Source organism: Clostridium sp. CTA-7 (assembly GCF_054768095.1).
The window spans coordinates 62,964-80,676 of sequence record NZ_BAAAAV010000007.1 but is presented as its reverse complement, the minus strand read 5'-3'; the positions used below and the strand labels follow the sequence as shown (position 1 = coordinate 80,676).

At 26.1% G+C, this 17,713-nt stretch carries 17 protein-coding genes and 1 other annotated feature; of the genes, 16 read left to right on the top strand and 1 reads right to left on the bottom strand.

The window, feature by feature from the left end; all coding sequences use genetic code 11:
• The first annotated feature begins 60 nt into the window (after window positions 1–60).
• The 11 genes from ACYUEX_RS13595 to pyrE all read left to right on the top strand — a co-directional run bounded on the left by ACYUEX_RS13595 (window position 61) and on the right by pyrE (window position 10,471).
• On the top strand, window positions 61–972 hold the full coding sequence (locus tag ACYUEX_RS13595; RefSeq protein ID WP_460288667.1) for a GNAT family N-acetyltransferase: 912 nt from the start codon (window positions 61–63) through the stop codon (window positions 970–972).
• Window positions 973–1,259: 287 nt separating this feature from the next.
• Entirely contained in the window at window positions 1,260–1,733 is a 474-nt protein-coding gene (locus tag ACYUEX_RS13590; protein ID WP_460288666.1) for a MarR family winged helix-turn-helix transcriptional regulator, read from the top strand.
• Between the two features lie 146 nt (window positions 1,734–1,879).
• Complete coding sequence (locus tag ACYUEX_RS13585) at window positions 1,880–2,143, top strand: cupin domain-containing protein (RefSeq protein ID WP_460288665.1); 264 nt, start codon at window positions 1,880–1,882, stop codon at window positions 2,141–2,143.
• A 581-nt stretch (window positions 2,144–2,724) separates the two neighbouring features.
• Window positions 2,725–3,186 carry a C40 family peptidase gene (locus tag ACYUEX_RS13580; protein WP_460288664.1) on the top strand — a complete coding sequence of 154 codons (462 nt, stop codon included), beginning with the start codon at window positions 2,725–2,727 and terminating at the stop codon, window positions 3,184–3,186.
• A 300-nt stretch (window positions 3,187–3,486) separates the two neighbouring features.
• The gene (miaB, locus tag ACYUEX_RS13575; protein WP_460288663.1) at window positions 3,487–4,833 is read left to right on the top strand and encodes a tRNA (N6-isopentenyl adenosine(37)-C2)-methylthiotransferase MiaB; all 1,347 of its coding nucleotides are present in this window, start codon (window positions 3,487–3,489) and stop codon (window positions 4,831–4,833) included.
• A 150-nt stretch (window positions 4,834–4,983) separates the two neighbouring features.
• Window positions 4,984–5,829 carry a TerC/Alx family metal homeostasis membrane protein gene (locus ACYUEX_RS13570; RefSeq protein ID WP_460288662.1) on the top strand — a complete coding sequence of 282 codons (846 nt, stop codon included), beginning with the start codon at window positions 4,984–4,986 and terminating at the stop codon, window positions 5,827–5,829.
• Window positions 5,830–5,915: 86 nt separating this feature from the next.
• Window positions 5,916–6,173 (top strand) — a binding site (T-box leader).
• Between the two features lie 42 nt (window positions 6,174–6,215).
• Window positions 6,216–6,698: an Lrp/AsnC family transcriptional regulator gene (locus ACYUEX_RS13565; protein ID WP_460288661.1), complete on the top strand. Its 483-nt coding sequence runs from the start codon at window positions 6,216–6,218 to the stop codon at window positions 6,696–6,698.
• Window positions 6,695–7,870, top strand: a complete 1,176-nt coding sequence (locus tag ACYUEX_RS13560) for an aminotransferase class I/II-fold pyridoxal phosphate-dependent enzyme (protein ID WP_460288660.1) — start codon at window positions 6,695–6,697, stop codon at window positions 7,868–7,870. The genes ACYUEX_RS13565 and ACYUEX_RS13560 overlap by 4 nt, the downstream gene beginning before the upstream one ends.
• A gap of 45 nt (window positions 7,871–7,915) precedes the next feature.
• The gene (locus tag ACYUEX_RS13555; RefSeq protein WP_460288659.1) at window positions 7,916–9,088 is read left to right on the top strand and encodes an MFS transporter; all 1,173 of its coding nucleotides are present in this window, start codon (window positions 7,916–7,918) and stop codon (window positions 9,086–9,088) included.
• Window positions 9,089–9,202: 114 nt separating this feature from the next.
• Window positions 9,203–9,637 carry a hypothetical protein gene (locus ACYUEX_RS13550; protein WP_460288658.1) on the top strand — a complete coding sequence of 145 codons (435 nt, stop codon included), beginning with the start codon at window positions 9,203–9,205 and terminating at the stop codon, window positions 9,635–9,637.
• A gap of 150 nt (window positions 9,638–9,787) precedes the next feature.
• Window positions 9,788–10,471: an orotate phosphoribosyltransferase gene (pyrE, locus tag ACYUEX_RS13545; protein ID WP_460288657.1), complete on the top strand. Its 684-nt coding sequence runs from the start codon at window positions 9,788–9,790 to the stop codon at window positions 10,469–10,471.
• A 107-nt stretch (window positions 10,472–10,578) separates the two neighbouring features.
• Here the strand turns inward: pyrE and ACYUEX_RS13540 are convergent, their stop codons facing one another.
• The gene (locus ACYUEX_RS13540; protein ID WP_460288656.1) at window positions 10,579–11,559 is read right to left on the bottom strand and encodes an alpha/beta hydrolase fold domain-containing protein; all 981 of its coding nucleotides are present in this window, start codon (window positions 11,557–11,559) and stop codon (window positions 10,579–10,581) included.
• Window positions 11,560–11,724: 165 nt separating this feature from the next.
• On the opposite strand from ACYUEX_RS13540, the gene ACYUEX_RS13535 reads away from it, so the two are divergent.
• The 5 genes from ACYUEX_RS13535 to ACYUEX_RS13515 all read left to right on the top strand — a co-directional run bounded on the left by ACYUEX_RS13535 (window position 11,725) and on the right by ACYUEX_RS13515 (window position 17,693).
• Window positions 11,725–13,797: a hypothetical protein gene (locus ACYUEX_RS13535; RefSeq protein ID WP_460288655.1), complete on the top strand. Its 2,073-nt coding sequence runs from the start codon at window positions 11,725–11,727 to the stop codon at window positions 13,795–13,797.
• A 260-nt stretch (window positions 13,798–14,057) separates the two neighbouring features.
• Window positions 14,058–14,558, top strand: a complete 501-nt coding sequence (locus ACYUEX_RS13530; protein ID WP_460288654.1) for a QueT transporter family protein — start codon at window positions 14,058–14,060, stop codon at window positions 14,556–14,558.
• Window positions 14,559–14,652: 94 nt separating this feature from the next.
• The gene (locus tag ACYUEX_RS13525) at window positions 14,653–16,560 is read left to right on the top strand and encodes an ABC-F family ATP-binding cassette domain-containing protein (RefSeq protein WP_460288653.1); all 1,908 of its coding nucleotides are present in this window, start codon (window positions 14,653–14,655) and stop codon (window positions 16,558–16,560) included.
• A 244-nt stretch (window positions 16,561–16,804) separates the two neighbouring features.
• A complete protein-coding gene (locus ACYUEX_RS13520; RefSeq protein WP_460288652.1) occupies window positions 16,805–17,413 on the top strand; it encodes an acetate uptake transporter in 609 nt (202 codons plus the stop codon).
• 97 nt (window positions 17,414–17,510) lie between these two features.
• Window positions 17,511–17,693 (top strand): hypothetical protein, encoded by a 183-nt coding sequence (locus tag ACYUEX_RS13515; protein ID WP_460288651.1) that lies wholly within the window; start codon window positions 17,511–17,513, stop codon window positions 17,691–17,693.
• Window positions 17,694–17,713 lie beyond the last annotated feature (20 nt).

Genomic DNA, 17,713 nt, shown 5'->3' with positions numbered 1-17,713 from the left:
GACCATAATATTATGTAAGAAGTATACTAGTTATATAGAGAATAGAAGGGGTTTGCAATAATGTTAGAGAAATTGACATTAAATAATATGGAATCTTTTAAATTGTTGTATAATAAAAACTTGCAACAAATTAGTTATGATAAAGATTTTTTTAAATGTTATGATAATCAAAATTTTTTAATGAAATTTTTGTTTAGAAAATTTATGAGAATAATTAAATTAAATGATAGACCTATTGGCTATATATGGTATGAAGCTCCATTAGATAGATTTACTAGAGTATGGGCATTATACATCGATGCAGATTATACAAAATTAATTAATAAAAGAATATTATCATCTTTTGATAATAATATTTTATCTTACGAAGCAATAGATAATATAGAAAATTCATTAATATTAGATAAACTTGGTTTTAGGAAAATAAAATATACTATCCTCATGGAAATGAATATTGAAGACTATAGTAATAATGAAAAAATATATGACATCTATGATAATATGATAAATATTTTAAACTCAAAGAAAACTTTTGATAATAATATATCTTTTTCAACAAGAAAGTTAGCAATAGGTAAAGATGAACAGTTAAGATGTAATATTCAGAATGAAATATTTGGTGAGTGGAATAGAAGACCATTAACTGTTGAGGATATATATACAGATATGACACAAGATTACTTTTTGAAGGATTTATGTATATTAGGTATGATTAACAATTCATATATAGGATATGGGCAAATAATATTTAATAGAGAAATGTTCACTATAGTTAACTTTGGAATAATAGATGAATTTAGGGGTATAGGATTAGGCAAACTATTACTACATGATATTATACTTTATGCAAAAAAAGCAGGAATAAAAAATTTATCAATAAGAGTAGATTGTAATAATATAAACGCTATAAACTTATATAAATGGATTGGCTTTAAGGAAAAATATAAAGTTGTAGTTTGGGAAAGAGAATAAAGTAGATTGTAGATACCTAAAATTCATTCATTCATCAAGGAAATATAAATGCTGTTAAATGGTATTTTAAGTTGAAGCCAATGCTTTTAGTAGCATTGGCTTTTGTTTTTCAATAAAGGTCAATTTAGTAAATCAACTTAAAATGATAATAAATATGCGGTGTAATTTAGTATTAATAGTATATATCTTTCATAATATAAGAACGTTGCCGTATCCATAATGGAATTGACAAAAAAACTTGCATTATATATAATTGCTATAGCAAGTAATTAGATGGAGGAATAGAATTGGAACTTGATAATTATATTGGTTTTATTTTTAATAATGTTACAAGAAGATTTAGTCAGTTTACTGTAAACTTTTTTAAACAATATAATGTTACGCCTGAGCAGGCTGGAATCATCAGGAGATTGGGAGAAGAAGAAGGCATAACACAAAAGGACTTAGCAATACGAATGGCTAAAGATCAAACTAATGTAACGAGATTATTAGACCAATTAGAACGAAAAGGTTTAGTAATGCGAAAGCAAAATAAAGAAGACAGAAGATCCTTTTTAACTTATCTAACAGATGAAGGTAAGAAACTCAACGAAAATATAATTCCTACTGAACAAGAAATAATGAATATTGTACTGAGAGGAATTTCAGAAGAAAGAAAAGCTCTATTAAAGGAAATAATAGATGAAATAACAGAAAATATAAATTTACATAGTAAATTGAATGACAATAATGTGAAGGATAATAGAAATGAAAGAACATAGCATTTAGATCAAAGATTACATTTATATTTAAATTAGCAGCTTTTTTTATTACATTCTACTTACTTATACTGGTAATTCTAATGCTTGTTATAAATAAGTAAAAATATTATTTTTAATATATAAATTGAAAAATCAGGAGGAAAAAAATGAATTTAGAAAATATTAAATCATCCATTGTAAATAATGTATATCACATTCCTTCAGATAAGAAGGTTCCTTTACACAAGCATCCAAAGCACGACGAAATTTTCTACTGCATTAAAGGTGAAGGCTTCGGAGTGCTTGAAGATAGCGAAGTAGAGTTGACTGTTGGAAAAGCCTTTATAGTTAGAGCAGGAGTAATGCATGCCTTACGTTCAGACAGTAATTTGTATGTCACTTCATTCTTAATTCCCGTTGTAGAAGAATAATATTCGTAGCTAATTAAATTATATTTATAGATTAGAACATATATTGTAATTAAAGCCAATGTTTTTAAGAGCATTGGCTTTTGTTTCTATAAAATATTCTTTAGAAAATTGATTATAGTAAATATATGGTATAATTTAAAGTTTTAAGAGTTTTAATATAGGCTAATTGTAAAATGAAATTAAACTAAATCATGAATACATAAGAATTTTATACAAATGCACCTACTGTACAGAAGATCGTAATTACTAAATTATAAACTTCGCGTTATAAATGCGAAATAATAGCTTTTTTCTATAAGTTTATTTATAGAAAACTGAAAACTATAGTTTTTTCAAATCTTAATATCTTACAAATAGCTTAAAACTTTTATTTTTTATTTCTTCGTGAAAATTCCATTCAGCGAAGTTTTTTAACAACAGCCAAATAAATGGTATAATTTACATATAACGTTTTACGAGTGGTCATGATTCTTATAGGATTTTATAGATGCATTGGAAAACATTACATTTTTACATTAATAGACATAATATTTATATTGTGATATTATGTAAATGAATACATTAAGAGGGGATGTATCTATATGAAAATAGGGCTAAAAAAAATCAATAGAGCTATAATTGTAATGTTAGGCACAATTTTAATGATTAGTACTATACTAACAATTAATGTACAAGCAGCTACGGTGAATGGTGTAGTAAATGAAGCTTCTAAACATATTGGAAAGTCTTATCAGTGGGGAGGGACAGGCCCTGATGCATTTGATTGTTCTGGATTTACACAATATGTATTTAATCAGGTAGGAGTTTATTTACCTAGAGTAACTACAGCTCAAGTAGGTTATGGAACTGAAATATCATATGGAAACCTTCAAGAAGGAGATTTAGTATTTTTTGATAATACTTATGATGGATCTAATCCAACTCATGTAGGAATTTATGTTGTAAATGGGACAATGATTCATTGTGGAGATAATGGTGTTGAATATAAAAACATATCATCTGGATATTGGAAAGATCATTATTCAACAGCAAGAAGATTATAATAATAATATACGAACGTAATTTTATTTTTTATTCAGAGCAAAGATAAGTCTTTGCTCTATTTTTATCAAAAAATTTACTATAAATATATACATTTATTTATATATTTACACAGTTTTTATCCTTATAGATTTTATCTATTCTATTACATCAGTATTTTCATATAAAAACCAATATTAATTCCAAAGAAATTAGATAAACTTACAAACCCCTGAACTAAAAAACAAGAACTATTTATTTTCTCTCATAATTTTGTTATAATACATTAGGATTCATAAGAAAAGATGAGATGGAGGATTAGCATGGCAATTAATTATAATGAAGAAATTAAAGGTTTAAAATATTACATAGAGACATGGGGATGTCAAATGAATGAAGAGGATTCAGAAAAGTTATCTGGTATGCTTAAAAGTGTTGGTTATACTAAAACTGATGTATTAGAAGAGGCTGGTATAATTATATATAACACTTGCTGTGTAAGAGAAAATGCTGAAAATAAGGTATTTGGAAATTTAGGTGAGCTAACACATCTAAAGAAAAAAAATCCTAATTTAATAATTGCAGTATGTGGATGTATGATGCAACAAGAGGGAATGGCAGATAAAATACTAAAAAAATTCAGACATGTTAATATTATATTTGGAACACATAATGCATATAAGTTCCCTGAATATTTAAATAGAGTTAGAACAGAGGGTGTTCAAGTTAAAGAAATATTTAATAAAGAAACAGATATTATAGAAGGTGTTCCAATAGACAGAGAAAGTGATGTTAAAGCATTTGTTACTATAATGTATGGTTGTAACAATTTCTGTACTTATTGTATAGTACCATATGTAAGAGGAAGAGAAAGAAGTAGAAAATCAGAAGATATAGTAAAAGAAATTGAAGATTTAGTTTCAAAGGGTTATAAGGAAATAACACTTTTAGGTCAAAATGTTAACTCTTATGGAAAAGGCTTAGAAGAAGATATTGACTTTGCAAAACTTTTAAGAAAGATAAATGAAATAGAAGGATTAGAAAGAGTAAGATTTATGACATCTCATCCAAAGGATTTAAATAAAGATGTTATTTTAGCTATAAAAGAATGTGATAAGTTATGTGAGCAAATTCACCTACCAGTACAAAGTGGATCTGATAAAATCCTAAAGAAAATGAATAGACACTACACTAAAGAGTATTATTTAGAATTAGTTGATATGATAAAGAAAGAAATCCCAGGTGTATCATTAACAACAGATATAATAGTTGGATTCCCTGGAGAAACTGAAGAGGATTTCCTAGAAACTTTAGATTTAGTTGAAAGAGTTGGATATGACTCTGCATTTACATTTATTTATTCAAGAAGAAATAATACACCTGCTGATATGATGTTAAATCAAGTTCCAGATGCAGATAAGCACCATAGATTTGATAGACTTATAAAGGCTGTAAATAATGGTGTTATACAAAGCAACAAAGCATATGAAGGAAAAGTAGTAGAAGTATTAGTTGAAGGTTTAAGTAAAAATGATGAAACTAAATTTACTGGAAGAACAAGAAATGGTAAATTAGTTAATTTCGCTGGCGAAAATATAAAAGCTGGAGATATAGTAAATGTTAAAATTACTAGAGCACAACCATTTTCACTTATAGGAGAAGTTCAATAAAACTTTTAAAGTTTATTTATGGTAAAAGAACCTATATATTAGACTTGTATAAAAAGTCTATTTATATAGGTTCTTTTTTTATACTATGATATAAAATCAAAAAAGTTTTCATATAATACCAAGAATAATGTTTTAGAAGGTAGAAGTTATATGAGGGTAAAGAAGTCTTTTTTTAGTTTAATATTTTGGATAGGTTTAGCTATATTATTTAATATATTTATATATTTTTCAATGGGAGTAGCGCCAGCAGTAGAATTTTTAGGTGGGTACATAATAGAGATGTCTCTTAGCTTAGATAACTTATTTTTATTTTTAATGGTATTTTCAACCTTTGCAATACCATTACAATATCAAGAAAGGGTTTTGAAATATGGAATAATAGGAGCCATGATATTAAGACTTGTTTTTATACTATTAGGTATACGTATAATAAATAAAGTTCATTTTATTGTATATATATTTGGTGTCCTTTTAATGCTTAGTGGTCTTAAAATGATATTTAGCAATGATAATAAGATAGACTTTAATAAAAATCCATTAATAAAGATATTAAAAAAAGTAATGCCTATTCATGACAAATTAGAAGGTAATAATTTTTTTATAAGAAAAAACAGAAAACTTTATGCTACACCACTCTTTATTATTTTGATAATAATAGAGAGTTCAGATGTTATTTTTGCTTTAGATTCAATACCTGCAATTTTTTCTATAACTCAAAACCCATTTATAGTATACACATCTAATATTTTTGCTATAATCTGCTTAAGAAGCATGTATTATGTGCTTAATAGATTAAATAGTATGTTTAAATTTATGAAATATGGAGTAGCTTCAATATTAATGTTTACTGGATTAAAATTATTATTACTATTTTTCAATATACAGATATCAGTGTCACTATCAATACTAATAATATTAGTAATTCTATTATGTAGCATATTGTTTTCACTAATATTTTCAGAAAACAAAGAAAATAATAATTTAAGAATTAGATGATTAGTAATAATAGTTTATCTTTTTAGTTAAAATCTATTGAAATTTTTCTGTTTTATTATTATAATAATAAAAAAAATAGAATATTTAAAAAGATAATGATAAGGAAGAGTAATTTAACTAAACATTAAAGAGAACTAAAGTTAGGTGAGAGTTTAGTATGGTATGTTAAATGAAGCAGCCTTTGAATCTCGTATTGAAAAATAAGAACTTAAATTCTTAATTAGATATTGACGTATTTTCTCCCGTTATAGAGAATTGAATATTAAAATAATATTCAAGCTGAGTGAGTAAATTTTATTTACTTATTAGGGTGGTACCGCGAAACAATATCCTTCGTCCCTTGTTTGGGATGGAGGATTTATTTTTTTTATATGGAGGTTTTTAACATGGAAGAAATTTTAGAAGTTTTAGAGAAAAATAGCAGGTATAAGGATGAAGATATTGCATTAATGACTGGAAAAACTGTTGAAGAGGTTAGAGATGCAATAAGAGATTATGAAGAAAAGAGTATAATTGCTGGATATACAACACTTATAAATTGGGAGAATACAGGTAAAGAAACAGTAACTGCATTAATAGAAGTTAAAATTACACCTCAAAGAGGAGTTGGATTTGATAAAGTTGCAGAGAGGATATATAGATTTCACCAAGTTAAAGCTTGCTACTTAATGTCTTCAGGAGGCTTTGATTTAACAGTAATAGTTGAAGGCAAAACAATGAAAGAAGTAGCTTTATTTGTGTCAGAAAAGTTAGCCGTACAAGAGTATGTAACAGGTACTGCAACTCATTTTGTATTAAAAAAATACAAAGATCATGGAACTATATTTAAAGAAAGAAAAACAGAAGATAGGGAGGCTATATTTATATGATTTTAGAAAATATGATATTAGATAATGTAAGAAATATGCCCCCGTCAGGCATAAGAAAGTATTTTGATTTAATTAATGAAATGGAAGATGTTATTTCTTTGGGTGTAGGTGAACCAGATTTTATAACTCCATGGAATGTTATAGAGGCTGGAATTTATTCTCTAGAAAAAGGTCAGACTCATTACTCTTCCAATGCAGGGTTTATAGAACTTAGAGAAGAGATATCCAAATATTTAAATAGAAGATTTAATTTAAGCTATAATCCTAATAATGAAATATTAGTAACTGTTGGTGGTAGTGAAGGGATAGATTTGGCCTTAAGAGCTCTAGTAGGTCCAGGAGATGAAGTTATAATACCAGAACCTAGCTTTGTAGCTTATAAAGGATGTGCTACATTCTGTGGAGCTACACCTAAAATAATCAATTTACGTGCAGAGGATGAATTTAAACTTACAGCTAAACTTTTAGAAGAAGCTATAACTCCTAAAACAAAAGTTGTAATAATTCCATTTCCTAATAATCCAACTGGAGCTATAATGACAAAGGATGAATTAAAGGAAATTGTTGATGTATTAAAGGATAAAGATATAATAATACTTTCTGATGAGATATATGCGGAACTATCTTATGATAAAGATCATTATTCCATAGCTAGCTTTAGTGAGGTAAAAGATAAGACTTTAGTTATAAATGGCTTCTCAAAGGCATATGCTATGACTGGATGGAGACTAGGTTATGTATGTGGACATCCAATATTAATTGATGCGTTAAAAAAGATACACCAGTATGCAATAATGTGTTCACCTACAACAGCCCAGTATGCTGCTATTGAAGCACTAAAAAATGGTGATGATAGTGTACGAGAAATGGCAAGAGAATATAATAGAAGACGCCGCGTTCTTGTTGAAGGCTTTAGAGAAATGGGATTAGAATGTTTTGAGCCAATGGGAGCTTTATATGTCTTTCCTTGCATAAAATCAACTGGAATGAGTTCTGATGAATTTTGTGAAAAACTTTTAATGGAAGAAAAAGTATTAGCAGTGCCAGGAAATGCTTTTGGAGAATGTGGAGATGGCTTTATAAGAGCTTGTTATGCCTCTTCCATGGAAGATTTAGTAGAAGCAGTTAAAAGAATAAGAAGGTTTGTAATTAGAAATAGCAAAAGTTCTTAATATAGCATTGAATCCTTTTAACAAAGGAAAAAAGGAGAGAGAAACTTGAATTTTAAAAATAAATATATACCAACTATTATAGTTTTAATAGTGATGGTGATAATGGCTACTGCAGAAGGTTTTATAAATATATTTGGAAATACTATAAAGTCAGAATTTCTATTAAACGATACAAGATATTCTTTAATGTTTACATTAGGCTCAATAGCTTATCTAATATCAAACTATATTGGTGGAATTCTATGCAATAAAATTGGTCAAAAAATATTATTAATTGCAGGATTATTTGGTGCAATATTAGGAAATATAATTTTGGCAACATCTGTAAATTTTAATATGTTTATTTTAGGATTTGTACTTATTCAATTCTTCTTAGGAATGATGGCAATAAGTATTAACACGATAATTCCTTTAATATGGATAACTGGTCAGGCTATTATAATGAATTTAACACACTTTGCTTATGGTGCTGGGTTATCAGTTACACAAAAGATTTCAGGGATACTATTATCTAATAATATAACATGGAGAAAAATATATGTAATATCAGCAATGATTACTTTATTAATTGCATTTATAGTTATTATTACAAAGTTTCCTATTAATAAGGAAAGTGATATAGAAGAGAAAATATCATTAAAGCAAGTATTATCAAATAAAATTTGTTGGCTATTTATAATAGGCATAGGTTCTTATATATTTGCAGAACAAGCTACTGGAAGATGGTTACCTATTTATTTTAAGAACTCAAACTTAAGCTTAAATGATAACCATATATCCTCTATAATATCTTTATTTTTCCTTTTACTTACAATTGGAAGGTTAATAGGCGGATTTATTATAGAAAAAATAGGAATAATTAAAGGTGTTATTATTTTTTCCTTTATAGGTGGACTCTTATTTTTTACAGGATTAATTTTAAAAGAAAATGGATTATATTTAATACCGATTTCAGGATTCTTTTTTTCTATAATTTTTCCAACCACAGTTATTATTATAGGAAAAATATTTAAAGTTAATTCATCATATATAGTTGGCTCTATAATAAGTTTTGCAGGAATAGTAAATACTTTAATAAATTTAACAACAGGAATCTTATCAGATGTTATAGGAATATCTCTAGGAATATTTATTATTCCTCTATGTTTACTTACAACATTTATTAGCATATTATTAGTAAATTTAGATACAAAAGATAAAGATATTAAAACAAGCTAAAAATATATAATAAATTAAGTTAAAAAGTTTAATAGAAAAATTTTCTTCATTTAAAATTTTATATTCTTCATATAATAATAATGTGAATATATAAGTAAAAAGGAGGTACAAAAGATGATTAAGAAATTAGCTACACTATTTATTTTATCAGCAACAATTATAAGTTTTTCAAATTTTAATTACGTGCAAGCTGATGAGGTGAAAAATAAGGCAAATGCTTTAAGAGTATCTAATGATTATATTACCGATTTAGGTAAGGAAAAGTTTGATGACTTTTGGACTCCCGAAAATGAAGGTTACCTTAATGCATCACAAAAAGAAAGATTCAATGAATTAAAAGAAAAAGCTGCTAAAGGTGATTTACTATCTGGATTAGAAAAAACAGAACTTAAAAATATGAAAGTAGATGTAATAAAAATTAAACTAGGTGATGCTAAGTTTCAGGAATTAGAAAAACTAATAAAGAAAAGAGAAGGCTCTTTAGAGCTTACTAAAGAAGAAAGAGCCAGATTATATGAGTTAGATAAAGAAGCTACAGGTAAGAAATGATAATTTAATATTCACAAGGATGGAAAAGCATTAAATCTTATTTTAATGCTTTTTCTTTAAAAAAATATTAGAAAAGTCAAGTAAATAATGGTAGAATTATAAAGACCTATAATTTATAGTTTAATATTTGCGTTGGAAGGGATGTTTAATATGGAAAGATATAAGGAAGATTTTATAGAATTCATGGTAGAAAGTAATGTATTAAAATTTGGCAGCTTTATTACTAAAAGCGGAAGAAATACACCTTTCTTTATTAATACTGGTAACTATACAACTGGAGAGCAATTGAAAAAATTAGGAGAATTTTATGCCAAAGCTATATATAGCAACTTTGGAAGTGATTTAGATGTGCTATTTGGACCAGCTTATAAAGGTATTCCATTAACAGTAACTACTGCAATATCTCTTAATGACTTATATGACTTAAATGTTGAATATTGTTCAAATAGAAAAGAAGTTAAAGATCATGGTGAAGGAGGCATACTTTTAGGTGGATCTCTTAAGGATGATAAAAGAGTAGTAATAGTGGAAGATGTTATGACTGCTGGAACATCTATCTATGAAACTGTGCCAATATTAAAGTCTCAAGGTAATTTAGATATAAAAGGTCTTATTATTTCTGTAGATAGAATGGAAAGAGGAAAATCTGATAAATCAGCACAAGAAGAAATAAAAGAAGTTTTCGGAATAGTTACATACCCGATAGTTACAATGAAAGAAGTAGTAAATTACTTATATAATAGAGAAGTTAACGGTAAAATACATATAGATGATAATATGAAAGATGCTATAGAGGATTATTACATTAAATATGGAGTTAATTATAATAATTAATAAAAGGCTAGCTTTTTATAGCTAGCCTTTTTATTCTATAGGAAATTATATTTTTAAAATGTGTGAAAAAAAGTTGACGGTTCAGTAAGCTCGCCTTGGCAACTTTTTTATAATGAAGTATTTATAGTAAGAAATTTTAAAATTTCAAAAGTTAAAGCGGTTATTTCTTTTTTACTAAACCCATCAAAATCATGTCCTCCAGAATCTAAACTTAAAAACTTAGATTTAACATCTAGTTCTTGAAGTTTGTTATATAAATCTAGCGAATTTTTATATGGAACTAGTTCATCATTTTTGCTATGTATTATTAAGGTGTTTGGAGAGTCTTTAGTAGCATAATTAATAGGGCTATATAATTCTTTAAAGAGAGAAGTATTTTTTATTTTTGAAATTTCATCTTTAAATTCATCTTCTACTAATGAGAAATCTAGTGTAGATAATTCAGTTGGACCAAACACATCAATAACATATTTAACTTTAGCTGGATAAGATGATAGCTCTTTATCACCAATAAAGTCATCCTCGTTTGAATAAGCTGCTAACAAAGATAAATGTGCTCCAGAAGATATTCCAATTAAGCCAATTTCATCAGTATCAAAATTATATTTATCAGCATTTTTATAAACCCATCTTATAGCATCTTTTACATCACTTATAGGATTAGAAATAGGGGTATCCTCTTTAAGTAGTTCATAAGATAGGCTTATTATGTTAAATCCTCTTTTATTAAATCCTTCTACAACAGGATCTAATCCTATTGGTATTCCATTATCACCATATAGCCAGCTTCCACCGTGAACATAAATAATAACTGGTGAAGGTTTATCATTTTTATTTGATTTATATATATCTAGAAACACATCGTTCGATAAACTATCCTTATATCTTAAACCCTCAATATCCATTGAAGTAGAGCAATAATAATCAGTTAGCTCACTTAATGTTTCTATACTTTTATTAGAAGTTTTTAATTCATGAAGTATATCTACTGTCAGTATAAGTGCCCCTTTGAAGTAAAAAGCAATTAGTATGCATGTTATTATAAGTGTTACTATGGGTAATGCTATAAATTTTAAAATTTTCTTCAAAAGATCAACTCCTTATTTTTAAGCTATTAGTATTATAGACAATAAATGAAAATTATAATTTAAAATATGATTATAATTTGTAATTTTTATGAATATATTGTATTAACACTATTAACTTAAAATAAACAGGAGGGAGTTGCTTTAAATAGCAGCGTGATTTAATAAATGGTAGGTAATTTTGCTGAAGAACAAGATATTTTTAAAGTATCTAATTTGGATTATATAGGAGAGTTAATTTTAAATTGTTCATATACAGAAAATAATTTATTAGTTAACAATTGTGATGAAGATTATTTAATGTCTATACTTGAAAATATATTATCTAATTTAATGTTTAATAAAAAACAAGTATTAATTATATCTAATAATTATATTGATAAAATAAAGAAAATTGATCTTATAAATAACCTAGGAACAGAAGTAATTGATTTAGTAGAAGAAAATATTAAACATAGTTTAAAAGAAGAAATATTAAATTTACCAGAATCAACTGGTAAGACAGCTATAAATAAGGTAGACCTATTATCCAGAAACATAGATAGAAAAATAAATGATTTACTAAGTATAATAAGGTTTTTCTCTATAGAAAAAGAAAATTCTTTAGCAATGATAGAGAAATACTCAATTACTAATAAAAAATTAAATAAGTATGACCCTATTTTTAAATACTACAAAATATATAGAATAAAGAAACCTTTAGAAAATTATAGCTATAATGAAATAAGTGATTCTGTAAATAGAATTTTAAACTCAGATGTAGTTAGAAAATACATAAAATATAGGCGATTTATAGATAATAATATATTTAAAACTTTAAATAATTCAACAGATTATAATAAATTGAGTTTGGCAATATATAAAATTGATGAATTAATCAAAGATAGTGTTTTTAAAGTGCCTTTTATTTATTCTCAATACACTGAGGATTTTATAGAAACATTTTTAGTCAATCCTTCTACGAATGATATGGATATAAGTAATCTAGTTAATATAGTAAATTTTAAATATAATTGTAATTTATTAAGTCACAAAAAACAAAGAGGAATTTTAAGTATATTTAATAAAAAAAGGAACAATACTATATATGAAAAAAATTTAAATGAATTTTTAAATATCAAAGAAGAAATAACAAAAGAATACAGGGATAATTTTAAAATTTTAAAACTATATATTGAAAATATTAAGTTCTTAAAAGATATACTAAATAATGAAACTTATGAGGAACTATTATCTAAATTAGTCCAAGGAGATGATATAAAGGATCAGTTGATTCTATATAGGAAAATAATCAATATATCATACAATATAAAGGATACTATTAGCTACATTAACACCATAAGAAGAATAGATAGAGATATATTAGATTACTGCTATGCAAATATAGAAGATAAAAAAGAATTAAATGATATTATTTTAAGTATTCCTAAATTAAAGCTTTATTTAGAAATAGAAGATGAGGAAACTACAAACCTTGATATTCTAGATAAATATAAAGATTTTGATAAATTAATTCATGATATAGAAGAGGATTTAATCACAAAAAATAATTTAATATTAAATTCTATTAATTGCGTATGGAATAATATATTACGGGAAAAATTGCATGTTTCAATAAATACAATAGAAAAAATTGATTTTACAAACAAAGAACTATATGAAAATTTATTTCCTTGTGTAATCACTAATTTAGATAACTTAAATCTTTTTAAAGAAGATATAAATACTTTAGGTTTTGATAAGATAATAATATTAGATGACTTAACTAGCTCTTATATTAATAATTTAATTGATCTTCATAAATTTGATAACAATCTAATAATATTATCTAAGAATAAGATCATAGGCTTAAATTCTTTAGGTTTCAATAATTTTGATATAGTTGAAACTAAGAAGTCATTAGTTAATAGGGACTATAGAAATAATCCTATAGTAAATTATATATACAAATATTTAGAGCGCTTAGGATATCTAGTTGAATACAATGTATCCATAGATATATTTAGAATTCCTCTTGCAGTTAAAGATAGAAAATTAAATATACTTGTATTAATTGAAATTGATGGAGAAATTATAGGAGGAAGTTCAAGTTGCTCAATAAAGGATATTTATTTAAATGGTTATTTAAGAAGTAAAAATATAAAACTCTATCGTATATGGAGTAGAGATTGGTGGCTAGATAAATCTAAGGAGTTAACTAATTTAGTTAGTTATTTAGATAAAATTGTAGCTATACATTGACATTATTAAGATTATAAATTATAATGTTGTAGAAAAATTAAATAAGACAGTTCGTAAACCTCCTGTCTATAAATAAAACTACGGTAATTAATTGCAATTTATATTAAGTGTGATTTTATTCGTAGAGGGTTCATTTTTTGAGTCCTCTATTTTAATTTTATAACTAGTAAATTTGTAGTATTATTTAATTCGTATTTTTTGAGGTGTCTAATTTTTAGGCGCCTTTTTATTATAAATAATATCATTTGGAGGAGATTACTTTGAAAGAAAACATTACAAAAAAATTAGTTAAAACAGCTTTAGTAGCAGCCATTTATACAGTTTTAACTGTAGTACTTGCTCCTATAAGCTATGGACCTATACAATTTAGATTATCAGAAGTTTTAGTTTTATTAGCTTTTATAGATCCATTTTACATAGTTGGGCTAACTGTAGGATGTTTATTATCTAATGTATTTGGAGGATATGGAATCGCAGATATGGTCTTTGGAACAGCAGCTACTTTTTTAAGTGTATCTGCAATATCTCTTACATCTAAGTACATAAAATCTAAAAGATATAGTTTAATAATAGCATCATTATGGCCAACTATATTTAATGGGATTATAATAGGATGGATGCTTAGTGTTGTTGCTAATTTACCTATGGTTTTAACAATGCTTCAAGTAGGAATTGGTGAATTTGTAGTAGTTACAATTGTAGGTGTACCAGTATATAAATTAATAGAAAATAAATATAAGAGCAGAATAGCCCTACAATAAAAGATAAGCTTAGATAATTTACAGTTGTCTAAGCTTACTTTTTTATTTAAAATAGATATATATACTAATAGATAAATAGTTTAAGGAGAATTATATGAATTTAATTACATTAGAAAATGTAAGTAAGACTTACAGTGAAAAAATATTATTAAATAATATTACATTAAATATAAATGATGGTGATAAAATTGGTTTAATAGGTTTAAATGGAGCAGGGAAGTCTACTTTATTAAAGATATTAACTGGAAGAGATGAATTTTTTGATGGAAAGATAGTAAAAGGAAAAAATATAAGAATAGAGTATTTAGCTCAAGATACAAAGTTTGATGATAAAGCTACTATTTTAGAACAGATATTTAAAGGAGATACTCCTGAAATGAAGCTTTTAATGGAGTATGAAGAATTGTTAGAAAAGGTGAATAATGATATATCATTAAATGATAAATTGATAGATCTTCAAAGTAAAATAGATACCATGAACTTATGGGATCTAGAAAGTGATGCTAAAACAATATTAACAAAGCTAGGAATAAATGACTTTAATAAGAAGATGTCAGAACTATCAGGTGGGCAAAGGAAAAGAGTTTTTCTTGCTTCATCATTAATAACTCCTTGTGAATTATTAGTTCTTGATGAGCCAACTAACCATTTAGATTCAGAATCAATAGAATGGCTAGAAGAATACTTAAACTCTAGAAAAGGTGCCTTAATCATGATTACTCATGATAGATACTTCTTAGATAGAGTAACGAATAAAATAGTAGAGTTAGATAGAGGAAATCTTTATTTATATGAAGGTAACTATAGTGATTTTCTAGAAAAAAAGGTTGAAAGATTACAAATTGAAGCTTCAATGGAAGAAAAAAGACAAAAACTTATAATAAAAGAATTAAAATGGGTAAAAAGAGGAGCTAAAGCTAGAACTACAAAACAAAAAGCCCGTCTTCAAAGATTTGATGAGTTAGTAAATACTGAATATGTAACAGTTAATACTGATATTGAGATGCCTTTTATAGGAAGAAGATTAGGTAAAAAGATTATAGAAATAAACAATCTATCTAAATCATTTGATGATAAAGTACTAATTGAAGATTTTAATTATATATTTTCTAAAAATGATAGAATAGGGATAATAGGAAAAAATGGAGCTGGAAAGACTACTTTAATAAATATGATTATGGGCTCATTAACACCAGATAAGGGGAATATAGAAGTAGGAGATACGGTAAGTATAGGGACTTTTTCACAGGATAATAGTCATATGGATTTAAATCAAAGGGCTATAGATTATATAAAAGAGGGCGGAGAAAATATTCCTACAGATGATGGTTATAATATTACAGCATCTCAATTAGCCGAAAGATTTCTTTTTGATGGAACCATGCAATATACTCCTATAGAAAAGTTGTCTGGAGGAGAGAGAAGAAGATTACATTTATTGAGAATTCTAATGGAATCTCCTAATGTACTTATATTAGATGAGCCAACAAATGACTTAGATATAGAAACTTTAAAACTTTTAGAAGATTTCTTAGATGAATTCCTTGGAGTTGTTATAATAGTATCACATGATAGATATTTCTTAGATAGATTATGTAATAAAATTTTTTCTTATGAAGGTAATGGTTATATAAAGCAGTATGTAGGTAACTATAGTGATTATTTAATACATAAGGAATATGAAAAATCAGTAGAAAAACCACTATTGCAAGAAAAAGTAAAAAAATCCGATCAAAAGGAGTATAAGAATACATCTAATAAACCTAAATTCACATTTAAAGAACAAAAGGAATTTGAAGAAATATATTCTGTTATAGAAAACTTAGAAAATTCTATATCAAAAATTGAATTAAAAATGAGCAAAAATTCATCTGATTATGGAGCTTTAAATGAACTTATGAAAGAAAAAGAAACTATAGAAGAAGAACTTTTATTTAAATATGAGAGGTTAGAATATCTGGAGGATATCTCTAATAAAATAGAAGAGTATAAAAATAGATAAATTAGTGAATTGCTTTAGGCATCTTCAAAAAATAAGCAAGTCAGAATGTTCGTCTATTTTGTGTTATACTGCGTCAACAGAACCCTTAGATAGTGCTACTATCTGCGGAACCTGTTTCCTTGTCTAACTCAAAATATACTTCCCATCTTTGACTTATTATTTATTTTCAGATGCCTTATTGACAACCTTTAAAATATTTGATAATCTTTTAAAGGTTGTCAATAACATTACATAGGAGGAAATCATGGAAGAAACAAAAGAAGTAAAAATTTTAGTTGCAGATCCTTCAGCATTGGGATTATTTGGACTAGCTGTTATAACACTAGTTGCTTCATCTCAAAAATTAGGAATTACACAAGGGGTATCTCTTGTATTACCATGGGCTATATTTTTAGGAGCTACCGCTCAATTATTTGCCTGTATAAACGATTTTAAACATAACAATACTTTTGGAGCTACTGCCTTTGGAGCTTATGCATTCTTTTGGTATGCCATGGGAATGACTTGGCTTATACAAAATGGGGTTTTCGGAGAAAAACTTTCAGCAGCTGCTGATACAAAACAATTAGGCTTTGCATTTTTAGCTTATTTAATATTTACATTATTTATGACTATAGGAGCTATGGAGACTACCAAGGTATTGTTCTTTATTTTCGTTCTAATAGATTTACTTTTTATAGGTTTAATGCTAAATTCTTTTGGTATTATGCCACACTTTTCTCATAATTTAGCTGCCATTTCAGAACTTGGGATTTCAATTTTTTCATTCTATGGAAGTGGAGCAGCAGTGTTAAATAAACATTTTGGGAAAGTATTTTTACCAGTAGGTAAACCATTTAATATTTTCAAATAAAATATGGTATTATAAATATAGTATAGTTATATTAAAATGTAACTAATACTATATTTTTTATTTTAAATATTATTAATAGAGGGAGTATGAAAAGAATATGAAAGTATCAATATATTTAAAAGGTAGAAAAGAGCCAATTACATATATAGGAGATAAAATAGATGTAATAGATTTAAATTTAAATGGTATAAATTATAAACAAGTTAGATATTTTAAAAATGGTACTTCAAAATCAGAATTAATTCTTAAGGAGTTAATTATAAAAATTATAGAATTATAAAAAGTGCAATAATCACTTTT